Here is a 19227-nt window from a genome sequence, read left to right as displayed (position 1 = left end):
AAGACAACTTACCGTTAAGTTGAATATAGAGATATCGCGAAGATGTTAGAGAGAATCAGAGAAGGCTCCCAGGGGGTTGTAGCCAAAACTATTTTAGGTTTGGTTATTCTTACTTTTGCCCTTGCAGGTGTAGGCAGTTATTTAAGCTCGCCAACCGAAGTGTCGGTGGCGGTAGTCAATGGGGAAGAGATCAGTCAAACCGAGTTCGAACAAGCACTACAACGCGATCGGGCTCGCATGCAACAGCAGTTTGGTGAAATGTATGACACCATTGCGGCAGATCCTGCTTACAATAGTCGGTTCCGTTCTGAAGTGCTGGAACGACTTATTGACGAGACCTTGCAGCAGCAGTTTGTGCGTAAGCTGGGGATCCGGGTAGGTGACGATCAGGTACGGGACACCATCAGAAATCTGGGTGAGTTTCAGGTTGACGGCACCTTTAATAATGACCGCTACATCGCGTTGTTAAGACAGATGGGTTATCAGAGTGCAGATTTCCGTGAATTGGTGCGGGAAGACATGGCCGCCAGTCAATTCCGCGCCGGTGTGTTCGCCAGTGAATTCTATTTACCGTCGGAAATGCAGCAAATTCGTCAGCTTGAGCAGCAAAGCCGTGATATCAGTTACTTCGTTGTTAAAGCCGAAAGCTTTGCCGATCAGGTCACAATCAGTGAGCAGATGATTGAAGACTATTATCAGATGAATTTGCAGCGTTTTGAAACTGACCCTAAGGTGGCGGCGGAATACGTGGAATTGTCTGCAGCAGATTTGGCTGAAGACATAGAGATTACCGACCAGCAGATCCAGACATATTATGAAGCAAATCAGGCCCGGTTCAGCAGTGCTGAACAACGTCAGGTTGCGCATATTATGCTGGAGTCTGATGGCACTGATCAAGCGGTCGCTGCTGAAGCAGCATCGTTACTGAGTCAGTTGCAGCAAGGAGCTGATTTTGCTGAGCTGGCTAAAGCCCATTCTGACGATACTTTTTCGGCAGAAAATGGCGGGCTGCTGGATAGTCTGGAGCCAGGGCAAATGGACCCGGACTTTGAACAGGCCGCGTTTGCCCTGACTGAAGCGGGCCAGCTGACAGGCGTTGTTCAAAGTGAGTATGGCTATCATATTATTAAACTGGTTAGTCTTACCCCAAGCCAGCAACAGCCATTAGCCGAAGTGCGTGACAGCATAGCCGAGCGTTTAAAGCAGGAACAGGCGACTGAGCAGTTCTATCAGTTACAGACCCGGATGGCTGAGGTCGCGTTTGAAGTGCCCGACAATCTTGAAGAGACAGCTGCAGTGCTGGGGCAGCGCGTGCGCGCTACGCCATTGTTCAGCAAAGAACAGGCTACCAATCCACTGGACCACCCTGCGGTAATTAACAAACTGTTTGATCAGCAATTTATCGCTGATGGCTTAAACAGTGACCCAATTGAAATTGGTAATCAGCACCTGGTAGTGGTAAGGGTTAAAGAGTTTCAGCCAGCCCGGACCCTGCCGCTTGAGGAAGTAAAAGCTCAAATTACTGAGTCGTTGAAAGTAGAACAACAAGCCCGTCTTGCACAGGAGAAAGTTAGTGCCTTACTGCAACAGCAGGCTGATATTACCAGTCTGGCAGAGCAGGTTGGCAGTACTGTTCAGTCTGCGCCTGCCACGCCGCGTTTTGGCGGTAGCCTGGACCCTGAAATCCGGACTAAAGCATTTAAATTGGCCAGACCGGTAGCAGGAACGCCGAGTATAGACTCAGTGACACTTGCCAGTGGTGATGTGGCAGTGGTTGCGGTGTCTGCCGTACAGGACGTTGAAGTGACAGCAGTACCTGCGGCAGAGGAGCTTGAAAGAATGGCTCAGCGGCAGGCTGAGCAGGGTTACCTGGCATTAGTGGCAACGCTGAAAGCTAATGCAGAAATCAGTCGTAACTTGCGCGCTGCTACCCCGGAACAAAATTAAGCAACGTTGCTTTTTTAACGAAATAAAAAACCGTGCTTTGTGCACGGTTTTTTATTTTACGCTGGCCAGGCCCGGCAGAGGTAAGCCGCTATCCAGCAGAGCTGTTTATCAGTTTTTTAGTGTAATCGTGAGCAGGCGCGGCAAACACCTCTGTCGTTGTACCGTAATCGACCACCTTGCCCTGATGCAACACCAGAATACTATCGCTGATATGCCGAACCAGCCGTAATTGATTGCTGATTAACAAATAGGCTAGGCCCGAGCTTTGCTGCAGTTCCAGCAGCAGATTGACAATTTGCGCCCGCAACGTGGGATCCAGGGCGGTTAATGCTTCATCGAGAATAAGTAGTTTAGGATCCAGGATAAGTGCCCTGGCCAGCGCCACCCGCTGCAGTTGGCCACCTGAAAACATATGCGGATAATATTCCGCATGCTCATCCAGCAAGCCAAGCAATTTTAATGTCTGGCCAATTTTATAGCGCCGTTGCTGCTGATCCAGGACAGTACTGAAACACAATACATCTTCCAGCATCTGGCCCACCTTTTGCGACGGGTTTAACGAACGGCCAGCGTCCTGAAAGATAAAACGGATCACATGGTTATATTTTTTATAGTGACTGATTTCAACTGGCTGACCAGCCAGCAGGATCTGACCACTATCGGGTTTTTCAATACCCACCAGTAGCTTCGCCAGGGTGCTTTTACCTGAGCCGGTTTCGCCGACTATAGCCAGGGTTTTGCCCTCTGCCAGAGTAAAACTGACATCGTCGAGTGCGGTAATATGCTGCCGGCCAAACCAGCCCTGTTGTTTGGTATAGCCTTTGCTGAGCGCCTGTACTTCCAGTAAGTCTGTCATCAGTTACCCTTGGTCGTTAGCGGGAAGTGACAACTAAAGTAATGATTTTGCTGGCGCTCCAGAGCCGGTGTTTTTACGCATTCTTTACGGGCATTGGGACAGCGGGGGCCTAACCGGCAACCTATAGGAACATGCTGCAAAGTAGGGATACTGCCCGGCAGGGCATACAGCGGGGTTTTGGGTGCTAAGTCAGGTTGAAATTCCGGCACACTTTTAATTAAAGCATCAGTGTAAGGGTGAAGTGGCGCTTGCAGTACCTGAGTGGTTTCGCCTGCTTCAACTAACTGGCCGCAATATAAAACACTTAGTTTCTGGGTATAACGCGCGACGCTTTCCAGCTCATGACTTATCAGTAATACTGCCATCCCTTTAAGCTGATTAAAGCTGGCAAGCAGCCGAAACAGCTGTGCCTGAGTGGTGCTCTCCAGTGCCGTGGTTGGTTCGTCAGCAATTAATAGTTTTGGGTTTTTGGCGATGGCCATTGCTATCATCACTTTCTGACAAATGCCTTCTGACAACTGATAGGGGTAGCTTTGCAGAACCCGTTGGTGATCGCGGACCCCGACTTTATGCAGCAGACCAACGGCTTTCTTGCGTCGCAATGCGCTGCGTCGCCACCAGGGGCCGCTAAGCAGATGATCCGGAATGGCTTCTTCCAACTGCTCCCCAATCACCGCGGTAGGGTCGAGGCTGCGGCTGGGTTCCTGATATATCATGGCAATATCACGGCCAATAATTTGCCGGCGTTGCTCAGGGGTAAGCCGCAATAAATCTTTACCCAGCCAGTGAAAGCGATCGGCTGTTACCTGCCAGCGACGATTCAGTACGCCGACAATGGCTTTCGCTATCAGACTTTTGCCAGAACCGGACTCACCTACCAGACCGCGGGTTTCACCTTCACGCAAACTAAGACTGACCCTGTCCACCGCTCTTACCAGACCGTCGGCGGTTTCCAGCTCAATCGTCAGGTTTTTTATATCGAGCAATAACATTTAATTTTGCCGCCTTTTCAGAATTGCGGTTTTCAAACCATCACCTACCAGGTTAACGGATAGCACAGCAGTAAAAATCAGTAAGCCGGGAATAGCCACGCTGCTTGGTGCCAGATAAATCAGATCTAGCGAGTCGCTGATCATTGCGCCCCATTCAGATAAAGGTGCCTGGGCACCAAAACCGAGGAAACCCAAAGCTGCAATGTCTAAAATTGCGGTAGAAATTGCCATAGTGGCCATAATGGTCAGTTTCTCCCAGATATTTGGCAAAATTAGTCGGGTCAGTACTTGCCAGCTGTTCGCACCATCTAAGCGGTAAGCTATCACATAGTCCTGTTTTAACTCTTCATCAATCGCATTTCGGATACCATGCACAAATTGCGGTAACAGCGCGACCATAATAGCCCAGGTGGTATTCATCAACCCCGGGCCAATAACAGCAACAATAATAATTGCCAGAAGTAATGACGGAATGGTCAGCGCCAGATCAAGAATATGATTAAAAACGCTCGATTTTACCCCTTTGCTCATTCCGGCCAGCGCACCAAGCACCAGCCCCATTATCAGTGCGCCTGCTACGGTAATAAGCGCAAAACCAAAGGTGTAGCTGGTGCCTTTAATCATCCGCGACAGTAAATCCCGCCCCAGGTCATCTGTCCCAAATGGATACTGCACCAGACCGGCAGCACTCCAGGAGGGGGGTAACAGCAGCAGTTCATCCACCTGTAAGTAGGGATCGTGCGGTGTAATAAAAGGTGCCAGCACGCTAATAAAAAAGAAAGTGATAAACAGCACCAGCCCTGTCATCGCCGAGTGTTGCCGTTTAAATTCACGCCACAGTTGTTTAACTGGAGAGCGGTTATTTTCCTCGAGATAAAGCCGGAATTTGCTCATCTTAACCTCGCCTGGCCAACGGGTTAAAAAAGGCATGCAAAATCTCTGTCAGCATATTTATCGTGATAACCATGGTTGAGATAACGAGCAGCCCGGCCTGAATGGCCGGATAATTACGCTGATAGATACTGTCGATAAGCCAGCGACCAATGCCGGGCCAGGAGAATATGACCTCTGTCAGCATGGCAAGGGTAATCAGGGTACTGAACTGCAATCCAATCTGGCGGATCACCGGTAACAATGCGTTGCGCAGGCCATGCCGGTATAACACCTGGCCACGGTTCAAGCCTTTTGCTCTGGCTGTTTTTATATAGTTTTGCTCCCAGACGTTAAGCATCGCCTCACGAACAAATCTTATCATGACGGTAGTCGGAAAGGTCGCCAGGACGATAGTCGGCAGTAGCAAATGGAGCAGGGCGCTATACAGAGCCTCGCTGCGATAGCTAATGTCTGCCTGCATAATGTCAACCAACATAAAGCCGCTGCTATGAGGAATTTCGTATAGTACGCCAATCCGGCCTGCTGATGGCAACCAGCCCAGCGCCAGCGAGAAAAACATAATCAGTAACAACCCCCACCAGAAAATCGGCAACGAATAACCCACCATCGCTAAACCAGAAATGGATTTACCCACAATGCTGTCCGGTTTAAAGGCGGCAACAATACCCAGCGGAATACCGACCACAAAAGAGAGCAGCAAGGCGTAACAGGCCAGTTCCAGGGTTGCTGGCAACAGTAATTTTATTTCCTGTAATAACGGTTGCTGACTGGCAAAAGAGAGCCCCCAGTCGCCGTGGGCAATTCTGCTTAAAAAAGCCAGATACTGCTGCAGAATATTCTGGTCAAGCTGATAGTAGTTAATCAGTTGCTGGCGCTGACTCTCGTCAATTTGTCGCAGGCCACTGAGATTCTGGGCCACATCACCGGGAAATAAGTAACCCAGACTAAACGCCAGTAAGCTTAATGCCAGAAAAACAAAGGCCATCAGAAACAGGCGCCGGAATAAATAACGGGTCATGGTTCAACCCTTGTTGCGTGTTGCAATGAAATACCACCATAGGGGTTAATACTGACCCCGCTGACTGAACTGCTGATTGCCTGAAAACGCTGGGAGTGGGCAATAGCGACCAGCGGTTGCTGCTGATGCAAATACTGCTGGGCGGCCAGGTACAGGGCGCGGCGCTGTTGCTGATCGGCCGTTAACAGGGCCTGACTGATAATGTCGTCAAACAGCGGATCGCACCAGTTTGCCCGGTTAGTGCCGGTGTCTCTGGCGGCACAGCTGAGCAAGGGGCTGAAAAAGTTATCCGGATCGGGGTTGTCTGCTGCCCAGCCAATCAGCACCGAGTCATGTTCGAAATTGCCCAGCTTCTGCCGGAAACTGTTCCATTCGTAAGACACAATGTTTGCTCTAACGCCAATCTGAGCTAAATCGGCTTGCATCAATTCTGCCATTTTCAGCGCATTGGGGTTGTATAACCGCTGAACCGGCATAGCCCAGATATCCATAGTAAAACCATTCGGATAACCGGCTTCTGCCAGTAACGCTTTGGCTTTCGCTGGTGAGTACACCGGGGCAGGCAGACCATCATTATACGCCCATGAAGTCGGCGGTAGGATACCATAAGCCGGGGTTGCTTTGCCGTAATACACCGCCTGCAAAATCGCCGCTCTGTTAATCGCCATCGACAATGCCTGGCGCACAGCTAACTGATCAAAAGGCGGTTTCTGGGTATTAAATGCCCAGAAACCGACATTCATACTGGTACTTTCCTGGACAGTGACATCAGGCCGGGCGGCGATAAGCTCTAACTCAGCCACTCTGGGATAAGAGACAATATCGCATTCGTGAGTAAATAATTTCGCCATGCGCCGGGCATTATTGGGCACAATATCAAATACCAGCTGCTCAGGTTGGGTGTCGCCACGCCAATAGTCATTGTTACGATAAAGCCTGACCAGGATGTCTTTCTGGTATTCTCTGAAACGAAAAGGGCCGGTGCCCACCGGCAGACGGTCCATCTGGGCGGGTTGTTTTTCTGCTAACAGTTGCTCTGCATATTCAGCAGACAGAATTGCGGCAAAATCGGTTGTCAGGTTAGACATAAAGGAGCTGTCCGGACGTTGCAATTCAAAAACCACGGTATGCTCATCAATAGCCTGTACCTGTTTTACCAGGCCGGCCCAGTCGACGCTCTGAAAATAAGGATAAACCCCGCCGCCTTGCAAATGAAACGGATGCAACGGGTCTGTGATCCGGTTAAAAGTAAATACCACATCCCGGGCATTAAATTTACGGCTGGGCGAAAAATAGCGGGTGGTATGAAAGCTGACATCATCGCGCAGGCTAAACTGATAACGGGTGCCATCGGCGCTGACCTGCCAGTCGGTCGCCAGGCCGGGAATAATGTCGCCATTGTCCGGGCTGATATCGACCAGCCGGTCGTATAATTGCTGGCTGATAATATCGATAGTGGTGCCGGAGGTCACTAATTGCGGATTAAAACTTTCAGGCGAACCCTCTGAGCAATATACCAGGCCACTGCGCGCGGTTTCAGGTAGCTGTGGCTGACAGCCCGCAAGCAGCAATATGCTCAGTAACACACTGACAGGCTTGAGGTACAGAAAGTTGTTATTAGGCAAATTCATCCCTGCTGACTTTCCAGCAACTGATATTTTTTCATATAACCACGTAACTGATGATAGGTCAGGTTTAACAACTCTGCGGTTTTTTTCTGATTATACTGGCTGGCACTGAGTGCATCCTTTATCAGTTTCACTTCAAAATCCTGCGACAAGGTTTTAAAGTCGACACCGTTACTAAAGTCTATGTTGTCATTAGCCTGCGGCGCTGTGGTGACCACTTTACTGTTATCAGCGGTTTCCATAACCGGTTCCTGCGACTCTGTTACCCTGGCTGCAGGGGCTGAGCGGGCTTTAATCCGCTGGGTAGGCCGGTAAGCCGACTCAAACGGGTTTAGCTGGATATGGTGTACCGGCACATAGGGGTTGTTAGTACGGTAGACACTGCGCTCCACCACGTTCTTTAATTCACGGACGTTGCCGGGCCAGTGATACTCCAGCAGGGTATTTTTGGCTTTCTCACTAAAACCACTAAATAGCTCAAAGCCAAGTTCTCTGGCCATATTCATTGCAAAATGTTCGGCGAGCAGCAAAATATCTTCCCGGCGTTCGCGCATCGGCGGCAGGGTAATAACATCAAACGCCAGCCGGTCGAGTAAATCGGCCCGGAATTCGCCATTTTCAGCCATTGACGGTAAATCTTCATTAGTAGCACAGACTAAACGTACATCAACCCGTACCGGTCTGCTGCCACCAACCCGCTCAAACTCGCCGTATTCAATAACCCGTAATAGCTTTTCCTGCACCAGCGCCGGGGTATTCGCCAGCTCGTCCAGAAATAAGGTGCCACCATTGGCCCGTTCAAAGCGGCCTTCATGGCGTTTACCGGCGCCGGTGAAAGCACCGGCTTCGTGGCCGAATAATTCACTTTCCAGCAGGTTTTCATTCAGGGCAGCACAATTCAGCGTCAGATACTGCTGATCCCAGCGCTGTGACAGAAAGTGCAGCCGGGCGGCGATCAGTTCTTTGCCGGTGCCGCGCTCGCCGATAATTAATACCGGTTTATCAAGGGGGGCCAGTTGCGACACCTGATCCAGCACATTGAGAAAACTATTGGCCTGGCCAATCAGGTTATCTTGTTGGTATTTTCTGTTCATTGGCAGCTACTAAGTAGTTAATTTGGCTAATAAGTAGTGTATTTCATAAACGGTGACAGCTAAAGCTTTTGTTTGAAATAAATAAAATTATTAAAAATTAATGCGTTATGATATTTTTCAAAGTTGGCAAGAAACCTGAATAAGCAATAGCGTAATAACATCAACAGACAGAGGTAACTAAGATGGGTATTTTTTCACGCTTTTCAGACATTGTGAACTCAAACATCAATTCGTTGCTGGATAAAGCTGAAGATCCGGAAAAGATGGTTCGGCTGATTATTCAGGAAATGGAAGATACATTGGTAGAGGTGCGTTCGTCGTCTGCTAAAACCATTGCTGAGAAAAAGGATTTACAACGGGTTGTCAGCAGATTGCAGAATGAAGCCGATGACTGGCAGACGAAAGCTGAGCTGGCACTGAGTAAAGATCGGGATGATCTGGCACGCGCCGCGCTGATTGAGAAACAAAAAGCTGCCGAGCAGGCCGAGGCACTGCTGCGTGATATTGCGGTGCTGGATGAGCACATCAGCAAGTTACAGGATGAAGTATCCCAGCTGCAGGAAAAACTGGCTGATGCCAAAGCCCGCCAGAAATCAATGCTGATGCGTCGCACTACCGTTGAAAACCGGCTGGAAGTGAAAAAGTCACTGGACAGCAACCGGATTAACGATGCGATGTATAAGTTTGAGCGTTATGAGCAGAAAATTGATTCGCTGGAAGCGCAGGTAGAGTCTTATGATTTAGGGAAGAAAACCCTGAAAGACGAGTTTGCAGAACTGGCGGCTCAGGATAAGATCGATAATGAACTGGCTGAACTGAAAGCCAAAGTCACTAAAAAATCCAGTAAAGAAAACGCCTGATTTCAGGCGTTGCAGGAGCAGCTAAATGGATATTCATGAGTTAATTTTTGTGCCCCTGATCCTGTTTATGATCTTTGTGGCACCCTTATGGGTCATTATGCATTACCGCAGCAAAAGTAAGATGCAGCAGGGTTTAACTGATGTTGAATTACAGCAGTTAAATAATCTGGCAGCCCGGGCAGAAAAAATGGCCGAGCGCATTCATACTCTTGAAGCGATTTTAGATGCTGAAAGCCCGCAGTGGAGGAACCAGCATGACTAAGCCAAAACGCGAATTGCTGCGCGATGATGCAAATGGCAAACTAGCCGGGGTCTGTGCCGGGGTAGCGGACTATTTTGGCTGGGAACTGTGGTTAGTGCGGATCATTACTGTATCCGCCTTTTTCCTCGGCGCAGGTGGTTTTGTTGTGGTGCTGTATATCGCCGCCTGGGTGGTGCTTGAAAAAAAGTCAGTCGTTGCTGCTAAGCGGCCGCTGGGCAGCACGGCAAGGGCTGAAGAGCCCGGGGTTGAAGTGAAAACCCGGGTTTGGCAGCGCGGTGAGCCGCCGAAGCAGGCTTTGCAGCACCTGGCGAACCGCTATAATAGTCTGGAGCTGCGATTGCAGGATATGGAGCGCCATGTTACCTCCAGCCGCTTCCAGTTAAACCGGGAATTTAATAACTTATAAACGGAGCTTTATGACCTGGCTTGATAAGCTGCAGCATCAAAGTCGTCAGTTACGCCACCGCGCCCTTGACCGGCATGTCCGGCTGGGCGTGACGGGGTTAAGCGGGGCCGGTAAGACGGCCTTTATTACGTCACTGGTTCATCAACTCACTCAGGGCGACAGTCCGCAAAATTTACCCTTTTTTTCAGTGGTGCAGCAAGGCCGCTACCTGGGTGGCCGGTTGGCTGCAGAACAGGCATTAACCATCCCCCGCTTTCCGTTTGAACATAATCTGAGTTTTTTACAGCAAACTCAGCCACAGTGGCCACCTTCTACCACCGGCTGGAGTCAGCTTAGTCTTGCCTTGCGCTACAAAGCCAGCCATGGCCTGCGCTCACATCTGCAATCATACAGTGAACTGGAGCTCGATATTGTCGATTACCCGGGCGAGTGGCTGCTCGATTTACCGTTATTGCAGCTTGATTATCAGCAGTGGTGTGAGTTCAGCTGGCAACTTTTCGCCAAACCGCATCGTCAGCCACTTGCCGCTGAGTTTAAAAATTTGCTGACGAATACCGATCTGACCGATGCCAGTGAAAGCCAGCTGCAAGCGCTAACTGAAGCCTATAAGACATTATTACAGCAATTTTGCAGCACAGCCGGCACCTACTTAAACCAACCCGGCAGGTTGCTGGTGCCTGGTGAGCTGGCAGGTGCGCCGATGCTGCAATTGCTGCCACTGCTGCCCCAACAGCTGACAGAAAACAGTGCTTTGTTATCAAAACTGACCAGCCACTATCAAAGCTACCGGGACTATGTGGTTAAACCATTTTACAAACAGCACTTTTCCCAGCTGGACCGCCAGGTTGTGCTGGTCGATTGTTTAAGTGCATTAAATGCTGGTGCTGAGGCCACAGCAGAGTTAAGTCAGGCGTTGCAATTGATTATGCAAAGTTTTAACTATGGGCCATCAAGTTTGTTGCGCCGGTTGTTTAAACCGCAAATCAGTAAAGTACTATTTGCTGCCAGTAAAGCTGATCATGTAACGCCGGAGCAACACCAGGCCCTGACCCTGCTGCTGCAAAATCTGCTGCGCCAGCCACTGAAACAAACAACCTATCAGCTGGCGAAAACCGAAGCGATGGCGTTAGCCGCGCTAAGTGCCAGCCGGACAGGCTATATTGAACAACATGGCCAGAAACAGGTGTGCTTAACCGGTACCGACAGTGAGAGTGGTAACAAAATAAGTCTTTTCCCGGGGGATGTGCCAACCGAGGTACCGGATACGACGGTATTTGCCAGCCATAAATTCAGTTATCCGGCGTTTTTACCGTTGCCGCTGGTGGCAAATGCCAGCCTGCCGCATATCCGGATGGACCATGCCCTGCAGTTTTTACTGGGAGATAAGTTACGATGAAATCGTTAAAGCCCGCTCAGGTTTTCACGTTTAATGAGCAAAATTCTGAGCCGGCGAAACCTGTTTTAAAAGCCCGGGCCGAATTTGATGCGGCCGACTGGCATGCAGAGCCAGAGCCAGCAAATGAGCCGCTGCCGGCAAAACCTGCCGGATTAAATAAACTGATTTGGTTGGCGCTGCTTAGTCTGATTGTTCTGGCATGCTGGCAATGGCTGGAGCTGTTAATTGTTAGCTGGCAGCAAAACCCTGTTAAGGGGGCGTTGGTCAGCCTGCTAAGTGCTGCATTGCTGTCGGTCGCAGGCTGGCTGCTCTGGCGCGAGTGGCGGCTCTGGCGGCGGCTGCAGCAGAACAGGCAGTGGCAGCGCAGCGCACAGCGGATAGCCCAAAGTGTTCAGTATGGTGAAGCTGATGGGCTGTGTCAGGATATTATTAAGCAATTACCGGCCACAGCAAGCCTGCAAGTTAGTGCTGAAAACTGGCAAAGTGCGGCCCGGCCGGAGCACAGCGATCTGGAAAAGCTGCAGCTGCTGGACAAAATGGTGTTGGAACCGCTTGATAGCCAGGCAAAAGCCATTATCTGGCGGGCAGGGACCGATACCAGTCTGGCGGTCGCGGTGATCCCTTTTGCGCTGATTGATATGCTGATGGTGGTCTGGCGCAGCAGCCGGATGGTACGCCAGCTGGCAAGCTTATATGGCGCACCTGTTGGTCAGCTGCGCAGTCTGGTGATGCTAAAGCGGGCTTTAGCAGCGATACTGTGGGCCGGGGGCAGTGAATTGGCACTGGATATGGCAGCAGACGTGATGAGCAGCGAACTGACAGCAAAATTATCAGCCAGGGCAGGTCATGGCATTATTGCCGGGTTGCTGGTCGCCCGGTTGGGTAATATGGCAATGCAGCAGCTGCGACCGCTGCCGTTAACCGAAAAGCAGCGGATTAACGTAGCCAAACTCAGCCAGAGTCTGATCCAGCGCTTTCGCGGCCGGGGCGCTGCCAGCGAAAGTTGACAAAAACCATAGAGAAATAACAACGGCCAGACTGCAAGATGTCTGGCATGCTTCCAAAAGTTAAGATTTCTGCTAAATCTGTGCGGGTCTTTCATTACCTTACGCAGTTATCCAATGCATACTAAACATGTTCACCCCCATACGCTTTGTATTCATGCTGGCAAAGAAAAAAACCAGCATGGCACCTTAGCAACACCTTTGTATCAGACTTCCACTTTTGTCTTTGACAACGCCGAGCAGGGCGCAGCGCGCTTTGCTGGTGAGCAGCAAGGTTACATTTATACCCGGCTGGGCAATCCGACTACCCGTGAGCTCGAGCAAAAAATTGCGGCGCTGGAAGGTATGGACGATGCCGCAGCGACTGCTACCGGTATGGGCGCCGTTGCCGCCAGCACAATGGCCTTTTTACAGCATGGTGATCACCTGATTGCCAGTAAGGCCATCTACGGTTGCAGCTTTGCGTTGTTTAACCATATGTTTGCCCGCTATGGTATTGAAGTCAGTTTTGTCGATATGACAGACCATGCTGCAGTTGCCGCAGCCGTTAAACCCAACACGAAAATGTTATTCGCCGAAACCCCGATAAACCCCAATCTGGTGGTGCTTGATTTAGCCTTTTTAGGTCAGTTCTGTCAGCAGCATAAGCTGATTTCAGTAGTCGACAATACCTTTTTAACGCCGCTGTTGCAGCAGCCTGCCAAATACGGCATCGATATTATCATTCACAGCGCCACCAAGTATCTGAATGGCCATGGTGATGTTGTTGCCGGCATCATTGTTGCTGACAGCGAGAAAATTGCCACGATAAAAATGACAACGCTAAAAGATATGGGCGCGACAATCAGCCCGCATGATGCCTGGCTGATCATCCGCGGCTTAAAAACCCTGGCGGTGCGGATGGAGCGGCATTGTCAGAATGCTCAGCAGGTTGCCGAGTTTTTGCAAGCGCATCCGGCAGTGAAAGAGGTTTACTATCCTGGCCTGCCCAGCCACCCGGGTTACCGGTTCCTCGGTGAGCAAATGCAGGGGGCCGGCGGTGTGCTGGCATTTGAACTGAACGCCAGCCTGGAGCAAAGCCGTTATTTTATTAATCAGTGCCAGTTGCTGAGCCTGGCGGTCAGTCTGGGTGATGCCGAGTCGCTTATTCAGCATCCCGCTTCTATGACGCACAGCCCCTATACGCCGGAAGAGCGGCAAATGGCCGGGATCAGCGATGGCCTGATCCGGGTGTCGGTAGGGTTAGAACACGTTGCAGATATTATCGCAGATCTGGAGCAGGCACTGGCAAAGATGCAGCAACACAGCTGAACCCGCTGTAAGCTGTGGCCTGAAGGCATGGTGTAACCCAAGCTTTACAACTGTGGCCACAGCTTTACACGCCTTTTAGTGAGCACCCGATACACAGTCGTGGTCTTATCCTCTAGTATCCGGTCTACCTATAAGGTGGCACCAGCCACTGATTTATTCGCAACAGGTTGTATATGAGTAAGACAAGTCAGTATGTATCAAGACAATCCGATGACAATGGCATTATTGCCTGGTCAGCGGAGGAGAATCAGATTTGGCATGAATTGATTACCCGCCAGCTTGGCGTGATCGAAGGCAAAGCCTGCGATGAATTCCTGGCAGGGTTGGAGAAGCTGCAACTGCCAACCGACCGTATCCCGCAACTGGAGGAAGTAAACAAAGTTTTACGGGAAACCACTGGCTGGGAATGTGCTGAAGTACCGGCATTAATCAGTTTTGATAAGTTTTTTGAATTGCTGGCCAATAAACGGTTTCCGGTGGCAACCTTTATCCGGTCGCGGGAAGAGTTTGATTACTTGCAGGAGCCGGATATTTTCCATGAAATATTTGGTCACTGTGCCATGCTGACTAATCCGGCTTTCGCTGAATTTACCCATATGTACGGTAAATTAGGGCTGGCCGCCAGTAAACAGGATCGGGTGTTCCTGGCCCGGCTATACTGGTTTACTATTGAATTTGGCTTATTGAAAACAGCAGATGGCTTACGAATTTACGGCGGCGGCATTTTATCGTCACCGGGCGAAACAGTGTATGCGCTGGAATCTGACACGCCAGAGCGCAAAGCCTTTGATGTCGTCGATATGCTGCGAACCCCTTACCGGATCGATATTATGCAACCCATATATTTTTTACTGAATGATATTGACGATTTATTCGATGTTGCTCATTTGGATATTATGGCCCTGGTTGAACAGGCTAAAGCCCTTGGGTTGCATGCGCCACGGTTCGAGCCTAAACAAAAACAAGCAAGTTAGGAATTGGAATGACTGATTTAACAACAATGAAATGTGAAGCCTGTAAGGCGGACGCCCCTAAAGTTTCTGATGCAGAATTGCCAGAATTGATGCGGCAAATTCCAGATTGGACCCCGGTGTCCCGCGACGGTATTTTACAACTGGAGCGGGTATATAAGTTTAAAAACTTTAAGCAAGCCTGGGCATTTCACGATAAGGTGGCGCAACTGGCAGAAGACGAAGGCCATCACCCGGCACTACTGCTGGAATGGGGTAAGCTGACAGTAACCTGGTGGTCACACTCGATTAAAGGTTTGCACAAAAACGATTTTATCTGTGCAGCGAAAACAGACAGCTTGCTGGCTGACTAACCCTGTTATTCTGAAATTACGCCAATAGCGCTCTGTTATTGGCGTCTGCATTTGTCGCTATCTCCTCTGTGAAATACCTCGTTTCAGCCGCTATTTGCCGTGCGCCAGGCTGTTTTCGGCTTATTTGTTCACATATCTTTACAAAATTGCTGGTCTGACGATGGTCTGATACCGTATTATGTAGCCATTCACTGGTATCGGGGTATGTCGCTGTTATGCGTTTAGAAATTCAATGTCAGAACCGCCTGGGGCTGGCCCAGGAAGTATTAAACATTCTGGTCGGTTATCAGCTCGATTTACGCGGGATTGAGGTCGATCCATCACTGAACCGGATGTATGTATCTTTTCCGACGGTCAATTTTGAAAAGTTTCAGGAACTGATGGCAAAAATGCGCCGGATAGCCGGTGTCGAAGATGTAAAAACTACGGCGTTTTTACCGTCTGAGCGCGAGCACAATGAACTGACAACCTTGCTGAAGACCTTGCCAGATGGCTTGATTGCCATTGATATTAAAGCCAATGTTACTGTGATAAACGATGCTGCGTTAGAGGCACTGTCGGTGGCACAGCAGGATATTCAGGGCGAGTCTCTGCAGGGGATGGTTAAAGGTTTTAATTTTATGCGCTGGCTGGAGAGTGATGAGGTACTGGCGCAAACCCGTCGTTTTGAAATTCACGGCAAGCGTTTTATTGCCGACATTTTACCGGTGATGGTGCCAGACGAAACAGGCCTGGAGATTCTGGCGGGTGCCGTGATTAATTTAAAATCTGAAAGCCGCTTAGGACAGCATATGGTTGCTTTTAAAAAAGGCGATCAGGAAAGCTTTAACACCCTGCAGGCTAACAGTAACCTGATGCGCAAAGTCGTACGGGAGGCGAAAAAAATGGCCCAGCTGGATGCGCCTATTTTAATAATGGGAGAAACCGGTACTGGTAAAGAGCTGTTAGCCAGAGCCTGTCATGCCGCAGGTAGCCGTGCGGCCAAACCTTTTCTGGCAGTCAACTGCGCCTCGTTACCGGATAACGTTGCCGAGTCAGAGTTGTTTGGTTATGGCTCCAATGCGTTTGCCGGCAGCACAGAAGGCAAAAAAGGCATTTTTGAACAAGCTAACGGTGGCAGTGTGTTTCTGGATGAGGTGGGCGAGATGTCTACCCAGCTGCAAACAAAGTTAATCCGTTTTTTGCAGGATGGTAGTTTCCGGCGGGTTGCGGATGAAAACGAAGTGAAGGTGGATGTCCGGGTTATTTGCACTACTCAGAAAGACTTGCCAGGCATGGTGCAGGAAGGACGGTTTCGCGAAGACTTATTTTACCGGCTGAATGTATTAACGCTGACATTACCGCCGCTGCGTGAACGCAAGCAGGACGTTGTGCCACTGGCTGAGTTTTTTATCGCCCGCTTTGCTGCTCGCCTTGGCCGTAAAGCGCCGCGCCTAACCGAAAGCTGCAGTCAGTTCTTGCAGCAGTACCCCTGGCCGGGCAATGTACGGCAGCTGGAAAATGCGCTGTATCGGGCCGTGACTTTGCTGGATGGCTACGAGCTGGATAAAGATCACCTGCAACTGCCCAGTTACACCAGCGACTTTGGTTATCTGGAGCAGGACTTTGATGGCACCCTGGATGAGGCGGTAAAACGGTTTGAAGCAAACCTGTTACGCAAGCTGTACCCAGCCTATCCAAGTTCACGTCAGCTGGCAAAGAAGCTGGGGTTAAGCCATACCGCCGTGGCGAACAAGCTGCGCGACTATGGCATAAACCGTAAGACCGTAAAGATATAAGTGCGGCTTTGTCAGTAATTGTTTACTTTCGCAGGGCCGACAGGCTTATCTGTCGGCCTTTGCATTCATGCCGCCCGGTAAAACCGCTTTTGTAGTTATTTCTGTACATATTTGGCCGCGGTTTAACGCCAGATTACCGCTGCGCCACCTCTTCCTTTTTTTATTGGTAAGCGCATGATAGCGCCCACATTCGTTGTTCGGAGAACCTTAAAATGGCAACTGCTGAAAATAAAATTAATCCTTTGGGTACAGATGGTTTTGAGTTTGTCGAATATACCGCTGCTGATGCAGACGGTATTCAGAAGTTAAAAGACCTGTTTTATTCACTTGGTTTTACTGAGGTCGCTAAACATCGTTCTAAGCAAGCCTGGTTATATAAGCAGGGTGATATTAACTTCATTATCAATGCTGAACCGAACTCGCAGGCAGAAGAGTTTGCCAGGCTGCACGGGCCGTCAGTATGTGCGATGGCGTTTCGGGTAAAAGATGCCGCAGCAGCGTTAAAACATGCGCTGGCCAATGGTGCCAAGGAATATAAAAACCAGGTTGGGCCAATGGAGCTGAATATTCCTGCCGTATACGGTATTGGCAGCAGCCTGCTGTACTTTGTTGACCGTTATGGTGCCAGTTCAGTGTATGACATTGACTTTAAGTACTACGATAACTGGCAGGCTGATATGGAAAAACACAGCGTTGGCCTGGAAGTGCTCGATCATCTAACCCACAACGTGATGCGTGGCAACATGAATCTGTGGGCCGGATTCTATGAGAATATCGGTAACTTCCGTGAAATCCGCTATTTTGATATCGAAGGCAAACTGACCGGGCTGGTATCAAAAGCGATGACCGCACCCTGTGGCAAAATACGGATCCCGATTAACGAGTCTTCAGACGATAAGTCGCAGATTGAAGAATTTATCCGTGAATATAAAGGCGAAGGTATTCAACATATCGCGCTGACCTCAGACAATATTTATGAAACAGTACGCACCTTACGCAACCGTGGCATGGAATTTATGCCTACCCCGGAAACCTATTACAACAAAGTGAATGATCGGGTTGAGGGCCATGAAGAAGATTTGGATCAAATGCGTGAGCTGCGGATCCTGATTGACGGCGCGCCGATGAAAGACGGTATTCTGCTGCAGATTTTCACAAAAACAGTAATCGGCCCGGTATTCTTTGAAATTATCCAGCGTAAAGGCAACGAAGGCTTTGGCGAGGGCAACTTTAAAGCCTTGTTTGAGTCTATCGAAGAAGATCAGATCCAGCGCGGAGTATTAAGCAATGCGTAAATGGGCATCTTTTCCGTTAAAGGAAGGCGATGTATCACGACAGGCTCATGCCGATTTTCCGGAGCAGGCGATTTATGAGCGGGAAACCGGGCGCAGTGGCTTTTTCGGCCCTGCAACCCACTTCCATCATACCCATGCGCCGACCGGCTGGAGCGACTGGCAGGGGCCTTTACGGCCTCATCTGTTTAACTTTAACGAGATTGAACAGGATAAGACATCGTCACCGTGGGCGGTACCGGATTTACTGTTTAACAACCACTGCAAAATGCGCACATGGCGTTTGACAGACAGCATGAGTAAGCTGGCACGCAATGCCGACGGTGATGAACTGTTGTTCATTCACGAGGGTAGTGCAGAGCTGTATTGCGACTATGGGCATTTAAGTGTGCGCGATGGTGATTATATCGTGATCCCGCGCTCGACCATGTGGCGGCTGGTGCCACATGAGCCAATGTTTATTTTGCTGATTGAAGCAACCAACGACAGTTATCAGCTGCCGGAAAAAGGCCTGGTTGGCAACCATGCGATTTTTGACCCGGCTATGCTCGACACCCCCAAAATCAATGATGCTTTTAAAGCGCAGTACAGTGAAGACAGCTGGCAGGTTGAAGTAAAACGCCATGGCCAGGTGTCAGTGGTGACGTACCCCTATAATCCGCTGGATGCGATTGGCTGGCATGGTGATTTAGCTGTGATGCGGATTAACTGGCGGGATATCCGGCCGTTAATGAGCCATCGATATCACCTGCCCCCGTCAGCCCATACCACCTTTGTCGCGCAGCGTTTTGTGGTATGCACCTTTGTACCAAGGCCGATTGAAAGTGATCCCGGTGCCTTAAAAGTGCCGTTTTATCATAACAATGATGATTATGATGAAGTGCTGTTCTACCATGCCGGTGATTTTTTCAGCCGCGACAATATTGAAAAAGGTATGGTGACCTTCCATCCGGCCGGTTTTACCCATGGTCCTCATCCGAAAGCCTTTGCCGCCGGGCGCGAGTATAAAAAGAAGTTTACCGACGAAGTCGCGGTTATGCTCGATACCCGTGATGCGCTGGAAATGGGCGAGGCGGCGTTGGCAACCGAAAACCCGGATTACGTGAACAGCTGGAAAAACAAGCCGCAGGACCAGGCCACAGCAACAGGTTCAGTTAAGGAATAA

General features: G+C 49.9%; 18 protein-coding genes. 12 read left to right on the top strand and 6 right to left on the bottom strand.

Annotated features, from left to right (window positions below; translation table 11 throughout):
* Positions 1-42: 42 nt before the first annotated feature.
* Complete coding sequence (locus tag R3187_RS10475) at positions 43-1947, top strand: SurA N-terminal domain-containing protein (protein WP_318966922.1); 1905 nt, start codon at positions 43-45, stop codon at positions 1945-1947.
* Between the two features lie 88 nt (positions 1948-2035).
* On the opposite strand, the gene R3187_RS10470 is transcribed toward R3187_RS10475, so the two are convergent.
* From R3187_RS10470 to pspF, 6 genes are read right to left on the bottom strand one after another with little or no spacing between them, the layout of a single operon-like run.
* Complete coding sequence (locus R3187_RS10470) at positions 2036-2803, bottom strand: ATP-binding cassette domain-containing protein (protein ID WP_318966920.1); 768 nt, start codon at positions 2801-2803, stop codon at positions 2036-2038.
* Positions 2803-3795 (bottom strand): oligopeptide/dipeptide ABC transporter ATP-binding protein, encoded by a 993-nt coding sequence (locus R3187_RS10465; protein WP_318966917.1) that lies wholly within the window; start codon positions 3793-3795, stop codon positions 2803-2805. The genes R3187_RS10470 and R3187_RS10465 overlap by 1 nt, the downstream gene beginning before the upstream one ends.
* The gene (locus tag R3187_RS10460; RefSeq protein ID WP_318966915.1) at positions 3796-4689 is read right to left on the bottom strand and encodes an ABC transporter permease subunit; all 894 of its coding nucleotides are present in this window, start codon (positions 4687-4689) and stop codon (positions 3796-3798) included. It abuts the gene before it with no gap.
* 1 nt (position 4690) lies between these two features.
* Positions 4691-5707 carry an ABC transporter permease gene (locus R3187_RS10455; RefSeq protein ID WP_318966913.1) on the bottom strand — a complete coding sequence of 339 codons (1017 nt, stop codon included), beginning with the start codon at positions 5705-5707 and terminating at the stop codon, positions 4691-4693.
* The gene (locus R3187_RS10450; RefSeq protein WP_318966911.1) at positions 5704-7332 is read right to left on the bottom strand and encodes an ABC transporter substrate-binding protein; all 1629 of its coding nucleotides are present in this window, start codon (positions 7330-7332) and stop codon (positions 5704-5706) included. The genes R3187_RS10455 and R3187_RS10450 overlap by 4 nt, the downstream gene beginning before the upstream one ends.
* A gap of 2 nt (positions 7333-7334) precedes the next feature.
* The gene (gene pspF, locus R3187_RS10445) at positions 7335-8429 is read right to left on the bottom strand and encodes a phage shock protein operon transcriptional activator (RefSeq protein WP_318966909.1); all 1095 of its coding nucleotides are present in this window, start codon (positions 8427-8429) and stop codon (positions 7335-7337) included.
* 182 nt (positions 8430-8611) lie between these two features.
* On the opposite strand from pspF, the gene pspA reads away from it, so the two are divergent.
* From pspA to R3187_RS10390, 11 genes are all read left to right on the top strand, one after another.
* Complete coding sequence (gene pspA / locus R3187_RS10440) at positions 8612-9289, top strand: phage shock protein PspA (RefSeq protein WP_318966907.1); 678 nt, start codon at positions 8612-8614, stop codon at positions 9287-9289.
* A gap of 25 nt (positions 9290-9314) precedes the next feature.
* Positions 9315-9551: an envelope stress response membrane protein PspB gene (pspB, locus tag R3187_RS10435; RefSeq protein WP_214000201.1), complete on the top strand. Its 237-nt coding sequence runs from the start codon at positions 9315-9317 to the stop codon at positions 9549-9551.
* A complete protein-coding gene (pspC, locus tag R3187_RS10430) occupies positions 9544-9957 on the top strand; it encodes an envelope stress response membrane protein PspC (protein ID WP_318966905.1) in 414 nt (137 codons plus the stop codon). Before pspB ends, pspC begins: the two co-directional genes overlap by 8 nt.
* A 10-nt stretch (positions 9958-9967) precedes the next feature.
* Complete coding sequence (locus tag R3187_RS10425) at positions 9968-11353, top strand: YcjX family protein (protein ID WP_318966903.1); 1386 nt, start codon at positions 9968-9970, stop codon at positions 11351-11353.
* The gene (locus R3187_RS10420; RefSeq protein ID WP_318966901.1) at positions 11350-12360 is read left to right on the top strand and encodes a TIGR01620 family protein; all 1011 of its coding nucleotides are present in this window, start codon (positions 11350-11352) and stop codon (positions 12358-12360) included. The genes R3187_RS10425 and R3187_RS10420 overlap by 4 nt, the downstream gene beginning before the upstream one ends.
* 114 nt (positions 12361-12474) lie before the next feature.
* On the top strand, positions 12475-13668 hold the full coding sequence (locus tag R3187_RS10415; protein ID WP_318966899.1) for a trans-sulfuration enzyme family protein: 1194 nt from the start codon (positions 12475-12477) through the stop codon (positions 13666-13668).
* Between the two features lie 173 nt (positions 13669-13841).
* A complete protein-coding gene (gene phhA / locus R3187_RS10410) occupies positions 13842-14642 on the top strand; it encodes a phenylalanine 4-monooxygenase (RefSeq protein ID WP_318966897.1) in 801 nt (266 codons plus the stop codon).
* Between the two features lie 8 nt (positions 14643-14650).
* Positions 14651-14992: a 4a-hydroxytetrahydrobiopterin dehydratase gene (locus R3187_RS10405; protein WP_318966895.1), complete on the top strand. Its 342-nt coding sequence runs from the start codon at positions 14651-14653 to the stop codon at positions 14990-14992.
* A gap of 215 nt (positions 14993-15207) precedes the next feature.
* Positions 15208-16770 carry a transcriptional regulator TyrR gene (tyrR, locus tag R3187_RS10400; RefSeq protein WP_318966893.1) on the top strand — a complete coding sequence of 521 codons (1563 nt, stop codon included), beginning with the start codon at positions 15208-15210 and terminating at the stop codon, positions 16768-16770.
* 212 nt (positions 16771-16982) lie between these two features.
* On the top strand, positions 16983-18065 hold the full coding sequence (hppD, locus tag R3187_RS10395; protein ID WP_318966891.1) for a 4-hydroxyphenylpyruvate dioxygenase: 1083 nt from the start codon (positions 16983-16985) through the stop codon (positions 18063-18065).
* Positions 18058-19227 carry a homogentisate 1,2-dioxygenase gene (locus R3187_RS10390; RefSeq protein WP_318966888.1) on the top strand — a complete coding sequence of 390 codons (1170 nt, stop codon included), beginning with the start codon at positions 18058-18060 and terminating at the stop codon, positions 19225-19227. Before hppD ends, R3187_RS10390 begins: the two co-directional genes overlap by 8 nt.

The sequence above is a fragment of the Arsukibacterium sp. genome (assembly GCF_033721375.1).
In the GTDB taxonomy this organism is placed as follows: Bacteria; Pseudomonadota; Gammaproteobacteria; order Enterobacterales; family Alteromonadaceae; genus Alishewanella.
Note: the sequence above shows the minus strand (reverse complement) of the source record. Positions and strands in the feature narration are given on the sequence as shown.